Raw genomic sequence first — 16,556 nt, 5'->3', positions numbered from 1 at the left:
ATTTTGTGGGGTGGGCATCTTGCCCTGATTAATCAGCGTGCAAGATATCCACCCCACAAAATTGAGTCATGTATTTGTTGTAATTCCCAGTCCTTTGCACGCAATTAAGGTGCAAGGGCATTACCCCGAATTAGGCTACCAATCGTTTTGGCAGTAATTTTCAATTGGGTGATGGGATTAGCTGGGACAACCGTCTTATACAAATAGCTATCAAATGTTAGCCGTTGCACATCGAGGTCATCACACATTTCCACAAACGCCTCGCGGGTAGCGTTGGAACGATAGAACACAGTTTGCAGAATGTCCAGCACCTTGTAAGTGAGTCCGTATCTCTTATCCCAACGCTTCAGGTAAACCTTGAGATCGCCTTCTGTAGGAATCCGGCTACCACCATTAGATGTTTCCACAATGGTTTCAGCACACATCCGCCCAGACTTAGCGGCAAAATAAATACCTTCACCAGAAGACTTGGTAACATAACCAGCAGCATCTCCCACCAAGGCGATGCGACCAACAACACGACGGGGACGGGGATGTTCGGGAATTGGGTGGGCTTCAACTTTGATGATTTTACCGCCTGCTAGCTTCTCGGAAGCACGGGCGCGGATACCAGCTTGTAACTGTTTGATGCTGGCTTTATTAATATGCATCGTGCCAGTACCGACAGCTACGTGGTCATATTTGGGGAAAACCCAAGCGTAGAAATCGGTCGAAACGTCATCACCGACATACATTTCGGCGAGGTCGTTATAGTAGGCCATTTTGTCTTCGGGTAAGCGAATTCGCTCTTGGAAAGCGATCGCATAATTGTAATCCCCAGCGTCCATTTCTTTGGCAACGCGAGAATTAGCCCCATCTGCCCCAATAATTAGATCCACCTTTAGGGTTTTGGCAATACCCTGTGATATACCATCTGTGTGGTCAATGTAATGAATCGTATAGGGATCGGTATTGTTTCCTGGTATATCGAGTTTATGAACAGTTGCATTAATTAAATTTGCGCCGACTTTTGCCGCGCGATCGCGCAAAAAGCCATCTAACACTTCTCGGCGGCACATTCCTATATATTCATCTTCATTTACCAGATTGATATCAACCTCGCGATTGGAAGGCGAAATCATTTTCATCTTCCGTACCCGGCGATCGATAATCTCTGGTGGTAAGTCAAATTCACTCACCATACACAGGGGAATTGCACCCCCACAAGGCTTTGCATTGTCTAGCTTCCGCTCAAACAGGTAGGTTTCAATCCCAGAGGCTGCCAGTGTTTCAGCGGCAGATGAACCAGCAGGGCCTGACCCAATAACAGCAACCCGTAGTGTCAAAGGTCTTTCTCCCAATCTTCACATTTACCGAGAGCATACTACCACGGTCTTTCTAGTGATTTGGCGCTTTTCCTCCAGGTTTCTGCACAAATGCAATATTCCTTAATGTTTCGATACGAATTGGATGAGGGACTGGGGATTGGGTATTGGGAAGAATGAAGAATATTGCCTACCTAGTCCCCAGTCATCAATATGCAGATTTCCTTATTCGATTCTTTTACTAGACAAGTTAGTACTGCTGCAATTACTGGCTATCAAAAACATATTTCTCCACACAAAGGTTTTGCTTGTGCCCACAGAATATTATATGGCGGCGAATCTTGCTCTCAATACATTAAGCGGGTAGTTGCCAAAGAAGGGTTAAAAGTAGCTTTTGTTAATTCCCGCGAACGATTTCAAGCTTGCAAGCAAGCCAACCAAATTTTGCGAATGCAGAGCGAGAACTCAGAAGAATCCACAGAGGAGGAAGCAGACACGCAGCAACGACAACCATCTGGTAAAGTTACTCAAAAATCCTCGTTTATTAGTAGCGACAATACCAACTGTTTTGATTGTGCCGATTTGGGCTGCAATTGTGCTGAAATGGCTACCGTGATTCCTGATTGTGGTTCCCTAGATTGTGGTGCTGCTGATTGCGGTTCCCTAGATTGCAGTGGGGCTGATTGTAGCTTCCTCGATTGCGGCAGTTGCGGTAGCTAAATCTTGTTCATCCATAAATAACGATATATGCTATATGTAGGACACAGTAATCCTACCAAGGATCTGTAGATTTAGTTGCAGAGGTTATAGTAGCAGTGGGTATAGTAGTTGAGAACGTCTCCAAACAATTCGGGAGTTTCAAGGCAGTTGATGAGGTCAGCCTAGAAATTAAGAGTGGTTCGCTAGTTGCATTACTCGGACCATCGGGATCGGGTAAATCTACGCTACTACGGTTAATTTCAGGTTTAGAAATGCCAGATAGCGGCAAAATCCTGCTTACCGGTAAGGACGCTACATACCAGAGTGTGCAACAACGAAATATTGGCTTTGTATTTCAGCACTATGCCCTATTCAAGCATCTGACTGTTAAGCAAAATATTGCCTTTGGCTTAGAAATTCGTAAAGCACAGCCAAAGAAAATTAAGGGAAAGGTAGAACAATTACTAGAACTGGTGCAGTTGACTGGACTAGGCGATCGCTATCCATCACAACTTTCTGGTGGTCAAAGACAACGGGTAGCTTTAGCCAGGGCACTGGCAGTAGAACCGGAAGTTTTATTGCTAGATGAACCCTTTGGCGCACTTGATGCTAAAGTTCGCAAAGACTTACGGGCATGGTTACGCCGCCTCCATGATGAGGTTCATGTTACCACAGTTTTCGTCACCCACGACCAAGAGGAAGCAATGGAAGTTTCCGATGAGGTTGTGGTGATGAATAAAGGACGTGTAGAACAGGTGGGGACACCAGCAGAAATTTACGATAATCCTGCCACCGCATTTGTAATGAGCTTCATTGGCCCGGTGAATGTGTTACCCAGCACCTCGAAAATTTTTCAAAGTAGCGGGTTTGATGCGCCACACCCACAAGTATTTTTGCGTCCGCAAGATGTGATTTTGGAAAAGGTTGCTAACGGTACGACTACGGCTGCGACAGTAAGCCGATTGATACATTTGGGTTGGGAAATTCAGGTGGAATTAACTTTCGATGACGGGCAAGTAGTGATGGCGCATTTAACACGCGATCGCTTTAATGACTTAGAGTTAGAACCCCTACAACGAGTGTATGTGAAGCCAAAGGATGCTAAGTCCTTCCCAGTGTCTTATTCAATTTGAAGGAGGCAGTGTTTCGACTACGCTCAACAACCAGGCAGAAGGTAGGAAGTACGAGGTGATATTAGCCATCCTACTAAATCATTCGTAAACAATGAAATCCCCAACTTCTTAAAGAAGTCGGGGATTTTGTTATTGCGCTTTTTAGCAATCAGATAGGATTGTTATTTATCTGAAATAATTAGCTACCCTTGGTTACGCTATCTCCAGGGCCGGCGGTGACAATCACCAGATTTTCTGGCTTAATTAAATCCTCAATTGCCTGTTGCATATTAGCCATAGTAACTGCTTGAATCCTCTGGGGAAACTCTCGGATTTCTGACCGTGAAAGCCCAAAGACTGCATTATGCAAAATGATGCTTGATACATCACTAGGATTAGCTAAATCCACAGGGTAGCTATTGGTAATTGAGCGTTTTGCTGTATTGAATTCAGCTTCAGTTACTCCTTGTTCGCGTAACTGTTTTAGTAAAGCGAGAGTACTGGCGATCGCTTTTTGGGCATCAAGAGGAGCAGTCTGCATTTCAATCGAGAAGGGGCCAGGATTGATTCCGGCGGTAAAAGCACTATATATACCATAGGTTAAACCTTGGCGATCGCGCACTTCTGTACCCAGGCGGCTGGCTAAGGTATCACCACCCAAAATTTGATTTAGCACTAGTGCCGCATAATAACGTGGATCTTTCCGAGAGATGCCGTTGTAGCCGATGTATGTGACAGCCTCAGCTTTACCGGGAATTACTTTGTTTAGTTGTGTCAAAGTTTTCGGAAATGGTACGGTTGGTATTTTGAGAACAGGTAGCTTACCTGTAGCTTGCCATTTACCAAATACTTCATTTAGCAAAGCTTTTACCTTAACTGAATCAAAGTCTCCAACTATTGCGATCGTCGTGGCATCCGGTCGGTAGTATGTCTGGTAGAAACCAAGCAAATCATCACGACTAATAGTCTTTAAACTCTCGGCTGTGGGAAAGCTATGGAATGGATGATTTTCAGGGTAAATTGCCTGTTGGAATACTTGCCTTCCCAAACTTCTAGGGTCATCTAGCTGGACTTTTAGACTTGTCAATGCCCTTTGGCGACTTAGTTCTAACTGATCGGCGGGGAAAGTGGCGTTTTCTAACACATCTGCCAGAGTTTGAATCAATATTGGCAGATTTACTGAAAGTCCCTCACCGCTGACGTTAACTCCCTCACGGCTAGCACTGAAGCTCAAATCGGCTCCCAGGTCTTCTAAGGTTTTTGCTAGGGTCAGAGCATTTTTAGTCTGCGTCCCATTCATTAAGTTGCTTGCAGTTAGATTCGCTAATCCAGCTTTTTGATTGCCATCAAATTCAGTACCAGCGTCAACTTGTCCACTCAAGTTAATAGTGGGAAGGTTGCGATCGCTCAACAGCAGAACCTTCAAACCATTCTTTAAGGTAAACTCTTCTGGTAGTGATTGTTTAGCTGAATCTGTTTCTGATGTAGCAGGTGGCAAATATTTTGCCAGTTCTGCTGGATCTACAGGCTTACCAGGGCTGAAATTTTCCACTGTGCGACTAGAACCAGCGCTAGAAGTTCCTGGTTTACCATCTGGTTGAGTTGGCTCAAAAAAGCCTATGGTTTGTTGAGCCGAATTGAGGTAAGTTTTTGCTGCTTTCTGGACTTGAGCAGGAGTCACTTTTGCGATCGCAGCCAGATACCTTTCAATAAAATGATAATCCCCTGCGATCGTTTGGTTATATCCCAGTTGATTAGCCTGACTAGTAATATCTTGATTACCCAAAATATACGAGGCTTGCAATTGCGTCTTCGCCCGCTTCAACTCTTCTGAGGTGACAGGCTGCTCTTGCAATTTTACTAAAGATTCCTGGAGTACTTGGGCAATTTTCCCCAACTCTTGACCAGGAGCCGCTGTAGCATCAATTTCATACCAACCCGGTTCGATAAGTTCAGCAGCACCACCACTCACTGAACTGGCAAGTCCAGATTCCACCAAAGCCTGATAAAGCCGAGAACTACGTCCACCTGTGAGAATGGCATCCATCAAATCAATTGCCGGAACATCAGGATGTTTAATATCTGGCAAAGGATAGACCGCTTGCAATAGTGCTGCACTTCCAGGTTGCTTGAGGACAATCGGTGCTTTTTTAGCAACAGGGGTAGATGGGGAAGCGTCAGCAATGGAAGAAGATGCCGAGGAATTATCAATTGCTCTCCTGGAATTAGGAAGTGCCGTATTCTTTTGTGCTCGTTGCGATAACTTCCCAAAAGTTTCTTGGACAACTTTGAGTGCAGGTTTTGTGGCAAAATCTCCGGTAATCACCAACGTGGCATTTTCTGGGCTGTAGTAGGTTTGATAATAATTCCGTACCTGCTCCACCGTGAATTTCTCTACATCGGCTTTTGTGCCTCCCACCGATAAGCCATAGGCTCGATTAGGGAAAGCAGCTCGCATCACTGCCCGACTCAGACGATAGCCTGGTGAATTTTCGTATCCCTGTAACTCGGAGATCACCACCCGCTTTTCACTGGTGAGTTGTTCAGTCCCAATTAAGGAGTTTTCCATGCGATCGGCTTCTAGTGTAAGCAGTGCTTCTAATTTGTCTCGCTGCACTGTGCCAAAGTAAGCTGTTTCGTCATAACTAGTAAAAGCATTGAACTGGCTACCCAAAGCACTAAACAACCGTCCAAACTGTACTGGACGGTCATTTGTGCCTTTGAACATCAAATGTTCTAGCTGGTGAGAAATACCATTCTCTCCCTTAACCTCGTTGCGTGAGCCAACTTTATACCAAACTTGCACACTCACCACAGGAGCAGTATGAACTTCTTTGGTTAGTACCGTTAAACCGTTGTCTAATACAGTTTTTTGCACTCCTTGGGTGAATGAGAGAGCTGAGACAGGTGTGACTGCTGTTGGTGTTGCAGCATTAGTGAAATTGCCAAGCATTGGCACGATAGTTAAAATAAGGCTGAGGAAAAATCCTAAAAGCATCATGTACGATCGCCGTTTCATAAGCAATACAAAATTTCCAATTTTAAAATAAAACCCCAAAGGGTATTTCAAAATTTAAATCTAACTCAAGTTGCTAGTTATTGAGGGAATAAGACAAAAATAAAATCAAAATTCGCTTAAAAGAAATGTGACAGAGGAAGATGATATATAAACTTATTGCTGTAGTACTTTTTTGCCCATAGCATATCTGGGTGCATTTGTTAAAACTACCCAAGGGTTATCAGGTTTGCAGACCAAATTTTTACAGAATATTAGAAATTATTGCAAATAGATTAACAAGCATTGCAATGTGTTTCATTTTACACGATTGTAGTAATGTCTACTTTTAAAATTGATTTGATACCTATTGTCATCCCATTCGGGTAAGTATCTCGGTCAAACTAGCAAAAACTTTTTTAGATATGCAAACAAGAAACTTAATTGGATCGTTCACATTAGGTATGCTGTTAACAGCAATACCTGTATTATCAGCTAATGCCTCAGAAGTAGTACCAAATTTATACCAGTTTCAAGGTAAGAATGTCAGCATTAGTTACTCAACGACAAGCTTTATTGGCAAGCCCCTTTTTACCTATAAAGATAAGCAACAGACATTAAACTTTCAAGGTACTGAGCAGATCCGTAGTGTAGAAACAGAAATTGGTACACTAGTAACTGTAACTATCCGTAAGACAGTAGATACTGGCAATACCGTATTTACTTTGATCTTACCCCGTGTAAACCTTGGAAAAAACAACTCAGCCGCAGTAGAAACTAAGGGAATCACAACAACAAACCTCTTTTCTGTGATTCCTAAATTCAACCAGGGGCAAAGACAAACTTATACGACAATCCATTTGACTGGTACAGCCCAAGCTGTCGCGTTTTAACTATACAAGCGATTTGCGAGAAAAAATAGTAAATGCGTATGAAAGAGGTGATACTTCGGTCAGAAAAGTAGCCGTTCAATTTAGTGTAGCGAAAAGCTATGTACAAAAGCTCCTCCAGCTCTTGTTAGTAAAACTTATATGACACGAGTAGAAGGTGAAAATAGTGGTTTTAGACCGGAGGCGGAGCATCTCCGCTTCCGCATTATTTGGCTAGATTACATCGGAAAAGTTTTTGTTACTCAAAGTCAGAGGAAATGCTTAAACTCTCTATTCGATTGGTAATACATTATCTCAAGTATGGTTCCGTGGCGCTACGGAACCATACTTGAGGCGATCGCATGATTCATAGTTGGATTCAGCAACGCCTATTTTTTTGATAAAGCAATTATATCTATTTTCATCAATTCTCTAATAAAATTTGATACTATTATGCTAGATTCCTCAAAGTCAAAGTTGAAATCTTGAGATAAATTTTTACAAATTTCCCCTAAAGTAAAACCCTGAACGATTAAGTGCCAAATAAAGCTAGCTGTGGCTTGAAGCCGAAAGTATTTATCATTATTATAATCGACTAAAATTACTTGGTCGTCAATTTCTATTCTCTTGCATCCAGCAGTAATTCTAAAGGTACTATGAGAGTCAAATTCAGATACAATAGGTTTTAATCCTGTTGTATTTCTTTTTCCAGAATTCTGCTCTGAGTTAATCTCAATTTGTATATTGGCATTCTGTAGTTTTTCTGGAAATTTTGCTTTTTTTTCTGCCTGTTCTACCAACTGACTTTTTATTTTAATATTCAATTGGTTTCTCTGTCTAATTTCAAGCTGATAAACCTCTTGTTTAAGCAGATAAAATAGTTCTCTACCTTTTGAAGTAAAAAAATTATTTTTCTCAAAATCAGGTATAGCTCTAATTAAACCTTCTAAAATTTGAGATGTTCTTTTAACACCTCTGTTTCGTTCTTTTTCTAAGCTAACTTCAATGCGGCGTTCAAAATATAAAGCCAAAAGGGTGTAGATATAGAATGCATGAAAATAGCCATAAAAATCTCTTTCTGCACCAGACCAAGGCAATTTGAATTTCTTGTTGCTTTTATCATCAATAAGAGGATTGAGTTCCATTACATTGTAAAGAATCTGGTGACCATATTCATGAATTAGGGATTCTTCAATATCAAATAAGGAACGATCATCAGATGAAATAAAAATAACACCAGCGAAACGATTGGCTGAACAACTTCTAAAATCAGCATCAGTTACATGAACAATTATCTTAACAAACTTGCCAAAATCTTTATAAGCTGCTGGCCAAGCACATTTTATATTTTCTAAGGCTACAGTCAACACATTTAAAAAGAAAGAGACAGGGTAAGTTGTTATTTTCTCAAGTTCATACTGTTTTTCCTTGTCAGGAAATTGGTAACTAGGAGGAGCAACTTCTGCAAGCAGGGGATCAACATCAAAACGCTTTATTTGGATTAAGTTGTTTTCTATTTTTAGTAAATGAGGACTTTTGAAGTTTTCGTAGAATCTAGCTATCACCGTTGTCAATTCAGCAAGTTTATTTTTGAAATTATTTCTTCCTGGATTAACTTGGTATGTAGAGCAAAATGACATTGCAACACTTTGCCTAAGCCATATACGGAAAGGCGGATATTCAGTAATTTGCTTTCTTAATAAAGGAGATAGCTTTAAAAAAGAACTTATACCATTAGATAATCCACTTGAATCATAGATTTCTGGGTCTTTTTCGGAAAGTTTTAACCCCAAAGATAGCAAAGTAAATTGGCGAATTTTCCACACTTCTTCCAAAAGCATTTCAACTTTTGCGGGTTGCTCATGAGGTAGAAAAGTAGCCTCATTTAATAAGCTAAGATAATTTGCTTGTGGTAAGTCTTTTTTAGAAGTTTTAATTTCTTTTTGAATTTGAACGTTGAAATTCATTTTTCCTCTCCAAATAATTAGTTTTGTCTGAATAAAAATGTGTACTTGTTTTTAGGCAAATGTTTTCAAAAATCCTACTATTAGAGATAGGCATACAGAAATTATCTGCCAACTATTAAATTTGGCTTCGCAAGAGTATATAGAATCCCAAAAAATACTGTGAAAGTAGTTTAGCCCCGTTAAACTTTACTGGCTTGAAAGCTGTATTTTTGAGTTGGCAGACATTAAGTATTATGGCAATCCTATTTGAGTTATAAACGTAGCCCAGATGTTTCGCGATTTGTAAACAAGATGTCTGCGCTATAAGTTTAGAAATTACGTAAGGATTGCTACATTTTAAACTAGTACAAAATGGTTCTTCCGGCTTTATGGGGCAAAAGTAGTTTATCTACAACATCTCAGCTATAAAATGCCTAAAAGCCTTGAAGCTCAGGTTGTATGAGTTTACTTTTAGCTAATTCACCGGAAAGAGTGGAGGATTGCGTGAGTTCCTCTGATAATTGATTTACCGCTAATTTTTCTTTAAGCTCAAATGGTAAACCAAAATCGTCCAGGGCAGAGTCTTTTTGATGCTGCTGAACATTTTGTTGAAATTCATCCGTAAGAGCCAAATTAGCCAAACCACCAGGTTGATCCGTAAGAGCCAAATTAGCCAAACCACCACAACAATTGGCGGCTATTGTATTTGATAGTTCCTCTATCAAAGGAATGTCTGTTATTTTTAGAGAAGTTGTTTCTACAGTAATGTCATCTTTTCGCATCACACTTGACTCCTTTTAGATGTTATATCCTAGCTATACAGTTTTCGTTTGTGGTTACCATATCTGAGCTAAACGTCTGCATCTAGTTCACAAATCAAATCGGTAAAAAGTGGTAAGTCTTTCATAGTTTTCTCCTTCAATTGGGTTACTAATTGCAAAGTAATTCCTAAGCTTGGTTGACGGCTCACCAGCCAAACAAATCACATTTACAAAACTGGGATGCTCCTCACAATCACTCTTTACGGTGGGTTTTTACCTTTATGCACTTAGAGAAGAAAAGGTTTCAAAAAAATATTTATAGAGTACCAAGTTTGAGAGAGCGGATTTTCACTGTCCATCAGGTACAGCACTCCGTTTTGGCTCATCTGCCCTCCCAGTATTTCCATGCCAATAGGGGTTCAGCCGGAATACCTGTAAAACGAGACACGTTGTAAAGTTATGTAACGCAAATTAAGCAGAACCCTTGATATACGGTTGTTTCAATCCCAAGCTTTACTTTAACGTGAGTTCGACGGATAGGAAAGTGCAAAAAGCTTGCTGTATATGAATTTGCACAACAGGGCAACTTCTAAAAAATTTTAGAAGTTTAGTTTTCAAAAAGGTTATGCAACCTAGATTAATTGACCCCTTACCGCACTAATAAGGGGTCAATTACTTATCCGAAAGTCGATTCTCGTCCTTCTTGTGGACGATGCTAATGGTGTAGCATGGGCGGACGATTTCGTTTAATGGATGTCAAATCGTTGTAGGCTGTGGATCGCAGAGTCAACAGTCTACTGATGAAAATCAACCGTCACGGACGCGCCAAAGTTCTCAGCCAACATAGAATATTGCACGATTAGGATTCAAGATGGGGTTAAACGGTGGATTGCAGCAAGAGGACAAGCTTACTTTGATGCTGCCAACAATCCCCAACGCTTTATCGGCACTGTACTCAATATCACTGAGCAAAAACGCATTGAGGCAGAACGAGAACAACTCCTTGCCAGTGAGCAAGCCGCAAGAGAAGCAGCCGATCGCGCCAACAGAATCAAAAATGAGTTTTTGGCGGTGCTGTCCCATGAATTACGATCGCCTCTCAACCCGATCTTGGGCTGGACGCAATTATTACAAAATGGGAAACTGAGCGAAGCCCGTAGAGCTGAGGCCTTGAAAATTATCGAGCGCAATGCCAATTTACAGACGCAACTAATCGAAGACTTGCTCGACATCTCCCGGATCATGCAGGGCAAACTCAGTTTAACAGTGGCTCCAGTCAGTTTGACCTTTGTGATTTCTGCCGCCGTTGAAACGGTGCGTTTGGCAGCAGAAGCAAAAAATCTTGCGATCGCTCTCGATCTTGACTCTGAGATCGCTCAGATTTCTGGCGATGCAGCCCGCTTGCAGCAAGTAGTGTGGAATTTGCTTACCAATGCGGTTAAGTTCACACCCCACAGTGGACAAGTAACCGTTGAACTGCGGCAACTCGACGGGCTAGCTCAAATTCGGGTAATCGATACTGGCAGAGGCATCAATCCCCAGTTTTTACCCCAGGAGGAATTCGGGCGATCGCACTAACCGCTTATGCCGCAGAAATTGACCAACAAAAAGCACTTCAGGTCGGATTTCAAACTCACATTACAAAACCTGTAGAGCCAGAGAAGTTAGTGAGGGCGATAGTTAGTTTAGTCTTGTAGGGTAGGCAAATGCCCACCCGATATTGCTAAAATTTCACATCTAAAGCACGTACTAAAAAAGCCCATTTGTCTGCGGCTTCTTCGATAATTTTAGCTGTGGGTTTACCCGCACCATGTCCGGCTTTAGTCTCAATTCTAATTAAGGTTGGCGCATCACCAGCGTGAGCCTCTTGCAAAGCAGCGGCAAATTTGAAACTATGAGCAGGGACAACGCGATCGTCATGATCGGCTGTGGTAATTAAGGTTGCTGGGTAAGCTGTATTTGGTTTGATGTTATGTAATGGCGAATAAGCATATAGCGCCGGAAACTCTTCTGGATTATCCGCAGAACCATATTCGGAAGTCCAAGCCCAACCGATGGTAAATTTGTGGAATCGCAACATATCCATGACGCCGACTGCTGGTAACGCTGCACCGAACAAATCGGGACGTTGAGTTATACAAGCACCGACTAATAAACCGCCGTTACTACCACCTGCGATCGCTAGCTTCTCAGTCTTAGTATACTTGTTAGCAATCAACCACTCAGCAGCGCCAATAAAGTCATCAAAAACATTCTGCTTTTTATCCTTTATTCCTGCTTGATGCCATTCTTCGCCGTATTCTCCACCGCCGCGTATATTGGGCATCGCATAGACACCACCCATCTCCATCCATACCAACAAACTCACAGAAAACCCAGGTGTCATTGAAGCATTAAAACCACCATAAGCATAGAGATAAGTAGGGTTATTTCCATCTAATTTAATACCCTTTTTGTGCGTAATAAACATTGGTACTCTAGTACCATCTTTGCTGTGATAAAAGACTTGTTTTGTCTCGTAATCATCAGGATTAAAATCTACCTGCGGCTGGCGGAAAAGCTCACTTTTCCCTGTCACCATGTTGTAGCGATAAATAGTCCCTGGTATGGTAAAGCTGGTAAAGCTATAAAAAGTTTCAGTATCATAACGCTTACCCCCAAAGCCACCTGCTGAACCGAGTCCGGGTAATTCTATCTCTTGAATAAATGTACCTTTGAGGTCAAAAATTTGGATTTGACTGTGAGCATCTTTGAGGTAATCAGCAACGAACTGATTATTAAGTATACCGACACTTTCCAAAGTTTCCGCAGATTGGGGAATGATTTCTTGCCAATTTTCTGGTGCGGGGTTTTTGGTATCAATTGCAATCACTCTTCCCCGTGGTGCATTTAAATCTGTGCGAAAATAAAAGAGGCTATCATCATTGTCGATAAAGCTATAATCTGCCTCAAATTGGTTAATTAGTTCTACGACTTCCGCATTAGGGTTAGTTAAATCTTTGGAAAAAACCAAATTTTTAGAGTCAGTCCCTAGCCAAATGGAAATTATTAGATAGCGTCCATCTTCAGTAACGCCACCACTAAAACCCCATTCCTTTTGGTCAGGACGATGATAAATTAAAATATCTTCTGATTGGGATTTCCCTAGTTGATGATAGTAGAGCTTTTGATAATAGTTAACATCTTCTAATCGAGTTTTTTCATTTGGTTCATCGTAGCGACTGTAGAAAAAACCTTGACTATCGTGTGTCCAAGATGCACCAGAGAATTTAATCCACTTCAGGTGGTCTTGGAGGTCTTCACCAGTTTCAACATTGCGTATTTTCCACTCTTGCCAATCAGAACCAGAGGAGGATAGACCATAAGCTAAAAGCTTACCATCCTCGCTAATCGACAATCCCGAAAGAGCAACAGTGCCATCTTCAGAGAGTTTATTAGAATCGAGTAAAACTTGGGGTTGGTCGTCGAGGGTTTTCAAGGTGTAAAGGACACTTTGATTTTGCAGTCCGTCATTTTTGAAATAAAAGTAACGTTCGCCTTCTTTAAAAGGAATACCGTATTTTTCATAATCCCAAAGTTTAGTGAGGCGCTGTTTAATTTTTTCCCTAGCAGGAATTTCACTCAGGTAGCCAAAAGTAACTTGATTTTGTGCCTCAATCCAAGTTCTTGTTTCTTCAGAGTCAGGATCTTCTAACCAACGATAAGGATCTGCGACTAAAGTACCGTGGTAATTATCAGCTTGATTGCTCTTATGGCTGGTTGGATAAGTGAGAGATTTTTCAGAAGAAGGCATAGTCTTAGGTCAAAGTGCTTCTTTACATACTACAAAGATAGACCCAAGACTTGGGGTATACACTCTAATTGTTCTCAAAAAGAAAACCCCGGCTTTTGACGGGGCAAATACGTGCTATTTTCATTTATAGAACAATTGTACTATAAAACTTTTACGGAGATAGAAGCGTGTAGAGTTTTCCCTAAAATCGAAGTCTTTTGGTTGATTTAGTTAACGAGTTTCTCTCCTTTCAACATCCGCGCTGCGGCTTCAAGTAGAGCTTCTTCGAGATAGGGCTTGGTAAAGTAGCCACTAGCACCGAGTTGAGCGGCAATTTGTCTGTGCTTGTCTGCACCGCGCGAGGTGAGCATTGCGATCGGTAAGTGGTTGAGATTAGAGTCTTTCTGGATGCGAGAGAGCAATTCCAGACCATCGCAACGGGGCATTTCGATATCGCAAAAGACGATATCGCAAGGCAGACCGGAGCGGAGTTTATCCCAAGCTTCCTGACCGTCACGTGCCTGTTCTACGCGATAACCTGCTTTGTTAAATGTCAGGGATAGTAATTCTCGGACTGTGATTGAGTCATCGACAATCAACACTGTCGGGTCAATCTTCGCGGGAGAGGTATCTGGAGGAGTAAGTTTTTGTTGCCAAGAATTGCCACCAGCTTGTGTAGAAATCCGTCCCTGGAAGATGTCAATTATTTCTAGCACGTCAGCAATGGGCATAATCCGACCATCACCCAGAACTGTAGCACCAGCTACACCAATGGGTTTAGGTGCTGGCCCTTCAAATTGCTTAATTACAATTTCTTGTTCGCTTAACACCAGGTCAATCTGTAGAGCAATCAAGGTATTTGCCGATCGCACCACAACCACAGAAACCATATCATCATCTCTGGTGCCGCCATAGACATTACCACGACTGATTTGGCGATTGAAGGTTAAAAGTTCCTTCAGAGGTCGGAATGGTAGCACCGTATCGCGCCAGGAAATAAATGATTGCCCATTGGCATCATGCTGAATATTTTTGACTGGGATATCTAGCGTATCTTCTACACCGTCCATTGGGAAGGCGATCCTGGAGCGATCGGAGACGCAGCAGAGAGCTTTACAAATACTCAGAGTCAGTGGTAAACGAATAGTAAAGGTAGTTCCCTTACCGATCGCAGAATCGGTGTTAACTGTTCCCCGAATTTCGCTAATCTCGGAGCGCACTACGTCCATACCCACACCACGACCAGAAATTTCATCGGCTTGGTCTTTAATCGTAAAACCAGACTGAAATAGCAGATCGTAGACTTCCAGACGAGACATGGCTTTTGCCTGCGCTTCTGTAATCATGCCAATCTTCACTGCCTTAGCCTTAACTCTTGCAGAATCGATACCTGCGCCATCATCGCCTACAGATATGATCGTTTGGTTGCCTTGGTGGAAGGCACGGATAGTAATGATTCCTACAGGTGGTTTACCAGCAGTTTGCCTCTCTTCTGGTGTTTCAATACCGTGAGCGATCGCATTATTCAACATATGAGTCAGCGGATCGGTAAGATGATCCAAAATCATTTTGTCAATTAAGGTATCGCCACCTTCGATCACCAACTCTACTTGTTTGCCACACTTAATGGCGTTGTCACGCACTCCTCGCCGCCAGCGATCGATAGTTTGAGCAAAAGGTACCATTCGCGCTCTAGTTAATCCCTCTTGTAGCTGGGTAGTTACTTGGCGGAACTGCCTTGCAACTCGTTCGGTTTCTTCGGTAACAAAATCAATGTCACTAGCCGACTCACGCACTCGTACAATACGTTCAATCATCTGCTGTGAGAGTGTGTGGAAGGGAGTAAAACGATCCATTTCTAGTTCGCTAAAACCCCGATCGGCATTGGAATCAGGGGCTTGGAAGCCGTCGGGGTCTTTCTTTTTGCGTCCAGCTAACAGAGACGCTTCCAGTAGCGATCGCTCATACAACTCCTGCATCCTTGCACCCACATCCGAGAGTTGTTGTACCTGAATCAGCAAGTTATCTAATGACTGTCGCAGTCGTTCATGATCCTGCTCTAAGGTATTGCGATTTACCACCAACTCCCCAACTAAATTACTCATATCGTCCAGTTGCTTAACTGGAACCTTCATCGTTTCTTCAAATCTCGCAGCCCGACGAGTAGAGGGACGGTTAGCTTGGCTGGTGTTCGATTTTACTACAGTAGAATGGGATATTGTTTGATTCGCTTCTGCCAGCAACTTTTCTAAGTCACCAAATTCATCTTTTATAACTGGTGATGGAATAGCATTTTTAGCTGAGACTGGTTGAGTGTTGAAAGGCTGGCGTTGGCGTAGCCCGTCATAGACATCGCTGTTGTTATCTGTACTTAGTAAGTCTTCCAGGGCAGCAAAATCTACTTCTGGTATCTTCTTAGCTTTGGGGATGGGTGCTACTTCCTCTCCTAATAATGCTGCCAAGTCTGCAAATTCATCTTCTTGAGAACCTATTTCAGTGGTTTCTGTAAACAATAAATTATTTTCAACAACTGTGTTTTCTGTTAATTCAAAGGTAGTTTCTAAATTATTATTTTCCTCTGCCTCTAAAACTTCTGGGCTTGTCTGGACTAAATCTGAAGTTTCTCCAAAACTGATAGTTTCTGATAGTTCATCCACAGTATTCTCTGTGGTTTCCATCTGAATATAGGTCAACTCATTTGTTGCGACATCTTCAAACAGCAGTTGTGGATCTTCATCGAAAGAGCCGAACAAATCACCTAGCTGTGCTTCGGATGATGCTGAATTGGAATTTTCCTCAAAACTGATAGTTTCTGATAGTTCATCCACAGTATTCTCTGTGGTTTCCATCTGAATATAGGTCAATTCATTTGTCGCGACATCCTCAGATTCGAACAGATCGCCTAGCTGTGCTTGGGATGATTTTGAATCTGAATTTTCTCCAAAACTGACGGTTTCTGATAGTTCATTCACAGTATTCTCTGTGGTTTCTATCTGAATATAGGTCAATTCATTTGTAGCAACATCTTCAAACAGTAGTTGTGGATTTTCATCGAAAGAGCCGAATAAATCACTTGGTTGTACTTCGGCTGATGCTGA

The 16,556-nt window shown here is 41.9% G+C and carries 11 protein-coding genes and 1 pseudogene; 5 read left to right on the top strand and 7 right to left on the bottom strand.

The genetic code is table 11. The annotated features are described in order from the left end of the window. Positions 1-104 precede the first annotated feature (104 nt). Complete coding sequence (gene chlP, locus V7K44_RS08275) at positions 105-1,325, bottom strand: geranylgeranyl reductase (protein ID WP_334930407.1); 1,221 nt, start codon at positions 1,323-1,325, stop codon at positions 105-107. A gap of 192 nt (positions 1,326-1,517) precedes the next feature. Here chlP and yidD point away from each other — a divergent pair, with 192 nt between their 5' ends. Together yidD and V7K44_RS08265 are read left to right on the top strand one after the other, a co-directional pair. Next, on the top strand, positions 1,518-2,024 hold the full coding sequence (gene yidD / locus V7K44_RS08270; protein WP_334930404.1) for a membrane protein insertion efficiency factor YidD: 507 nt from the start codon (positions 1,518-1,520) through the stop codon (positions 2,022-2,024). Between the two features lie 95 nt (positions 2,025-2,119). Next, complete coding sequence (locus V7K44_RS08265; RefSeq protein ID WP_334930402.1) at positions 2,120-3,136, top strand: sulfate/molybdate ABC transporter ATP-binding protein; 1,017 nt, start codon at positions 2,120-2,122, stop codon at positions 3,134-3,136. Between the two features lie 178 nt (positions 3,137-3,314). On the opposite strand, the gene V7K44_RS08260 is transcribed toward V7K44_RS08265, so the two are convergent. Continuing rightward, the gene (locus tag V7K44_RS08260) at positions 3,315-6,134 is read right to left on the bottom strand and encodes a M16 family metallopeptidase (protein WP_334930400.1); all 2,820 of its coding nucleotides are present in this window, start codon (positions 6,132-6,134) and stop codon (positions 3,315-3,317) included. A gap of 401 nt (positions 6,135-6,535) precedes the next feature. Here V7K44_RS08260 and V7K44_RS08255 point away from each other — a divergent pair, with 401 nt between their 5' ends. Then, positions 6,536-7,003 carry a hypothetical protein gene (locus V7K44_RS08255; RefSeq protein ID WP_334930397.1) on the top strand — a complete coding sequence of 156 codons (468 nt, stop codon included), beginning with the start codon at positions 6,536-6,538 and terminating at the stop codon, positions 7,001-7,003. Positions 7,004-7,123: 120 nt separating this feature from the next. Further along, positions 7,124-7,332: pseudogene (locus V7K44_RS08250) on the top strand (hypothetical protein); the annotation flags it as partial. A 36-nt stretch (positions 7,333-7,368) separates the two neighbouring features. Here V7K44_RS08250 and V7K44_RS08245 read toward each other — a convergent pair. The 3 genes from V7K44_RS08245 to V7K44_RS33140 all read right to left on the bottom strand — a co-directional run bounded on the left by V7K44_RS08245 (position 7,369) and on the right by V7K44_RS33140 (position 10,769). Continuing rightward, a complete protein-coding gene (locus V7K44_RS08245; RefSeq protein WP_334930395.1) occupies positions 7,369-8,946 on the bottom strand; it encodes a PqqD family peptide modification chaperone in 1,578 nt (525 codons plus the stop codon). A 413-nt stretch (positions 8,947-9,359) separates the two neighbouring features. Next, complete coding sequence (locus V7K44_RS08240; RefSeq protein WP_334930393.1) at positions 9,360-9,707, bottom strand: hypothetical protein; 348 nt, start codon at positions 9,705-9,707, stop codon at positions 9,360-9,362. Between the two features lie 813 nt (positions 9,708-10,520). Continuing rightward, positions 10,521-10,769 carry a hypothetical protein gene (locus V7K44_RS33140; RefSeq protein ID WP_442940672.1) on the bottom strand — a complete coding sequence of 83 codons (249 nt, stop codon included), beginning with the start codon at positions 10,767-10,769 and terminating at the stop codon, positions 10,521-10,523. Between V7K44_RS33140 and V7K44_RS33135 the strand changes: the two genes are divergently transcribed. Beyond that, positions 10,758-11,264 carry a sensor histidine kinase gene (locus V7K44_RS33135; RefSeq protein WP_442940671.1) on the top strand — a complete coding sequence of 169 codons (507 nt, stop codon included), beginning with the start codon at positions 10,758-10,760 and terminating at the stop codon, positions 11,262-11,264. The genes V7K44_RS33140 and V7K44_RS33135 overlap by 12 nt on opposite strands. Before the next feature lie 145 nt (positions 11,265-11,409). On the opposite strand, the gene V7K44_RS08230 is transcribed toward V7K44_RS33135, so the two are convergent. Next, on the bottom strand, positions 11,410-13,479 hold the full coding sequence (locus tag V7K44_RS08230) for a prolyl oligopeptidase family serine peptidase (RefSeq protein WP_334930391.1): 2,070 nt from the start codon (positions 13,477-13,479) through the stop codon (positions 11,410-11,412). 206 nt (positions 13,480-13,685) lie between these two features. After that, positions 13,686-16,556: hybrid sensor histidine kinase/response regulator (locus tag V7K44_RS08225; protein ID WP_334930389.1), on the bottom strand; the 2,871-nt coding region annotated here is incomplete at its 5' end.

This window comes from Nostoc sp. (genome assembly GCF_036917235.1).
GTDB lineage: Bacteria > Cyanobacteriota > Cyanobacteriia > Cyanobacteriales > Nostocaceae > Nostoc.
Note: the sequence above shows the minus strand (reverse complement) of the source record. Positions and strands in the feature narration are given on the sequence as shown.

Coding starts and splice junctions, on each gene's coding strand:
- yidD (WP_334930404.1), top strand. CDS start 1,518: ATGCAGATTTCCTTATTCGATTCTTTTACTAGACAAGTTAGTACTGCT.
- V7K44_RS08260 (WP_334930400.1), bottom strand. CDS start 6,134: ATGAAACGGCGATCGTACATGATGCTTTTAGGATTTTTCCTCAGCCTT.
- V7K44_RS08255 (WP_334930397.1), top strand. CDS start 6,536: ATGCAAACAAGAAACTTAATTGGATCGTTCACATTAGGTATGCTGTTA.
- V7K44_RS08245 (WP_334930395.1), bottom strand. CDS start 8,946: ATGAATTTCAACGTTCAAATTCAAAAAGAAATTAAAACTTCTAAAAAA.
- V7K44_RS08240 (WP_334930393.1), bottom strand. CDS start 9,707: ATGCGAAAAGATGACATTACTGTAGAAACAACTTCTCTAAAAATAACA.
- V7K44_RS33140 (WP_442940672.1), bottom strand. CDS start 10,769: ATGGGACAGCACCGCCAAAAACTCATTTTTGATTCTGTTGGCGCGATC.
- V7K44_RS08230 (WP_334930391.1), bottom strand. CDS start 13,479: ATGCCTTCTTCTGAAAAATCTCTCACTTATCCAACCAGCCATAAGAGC.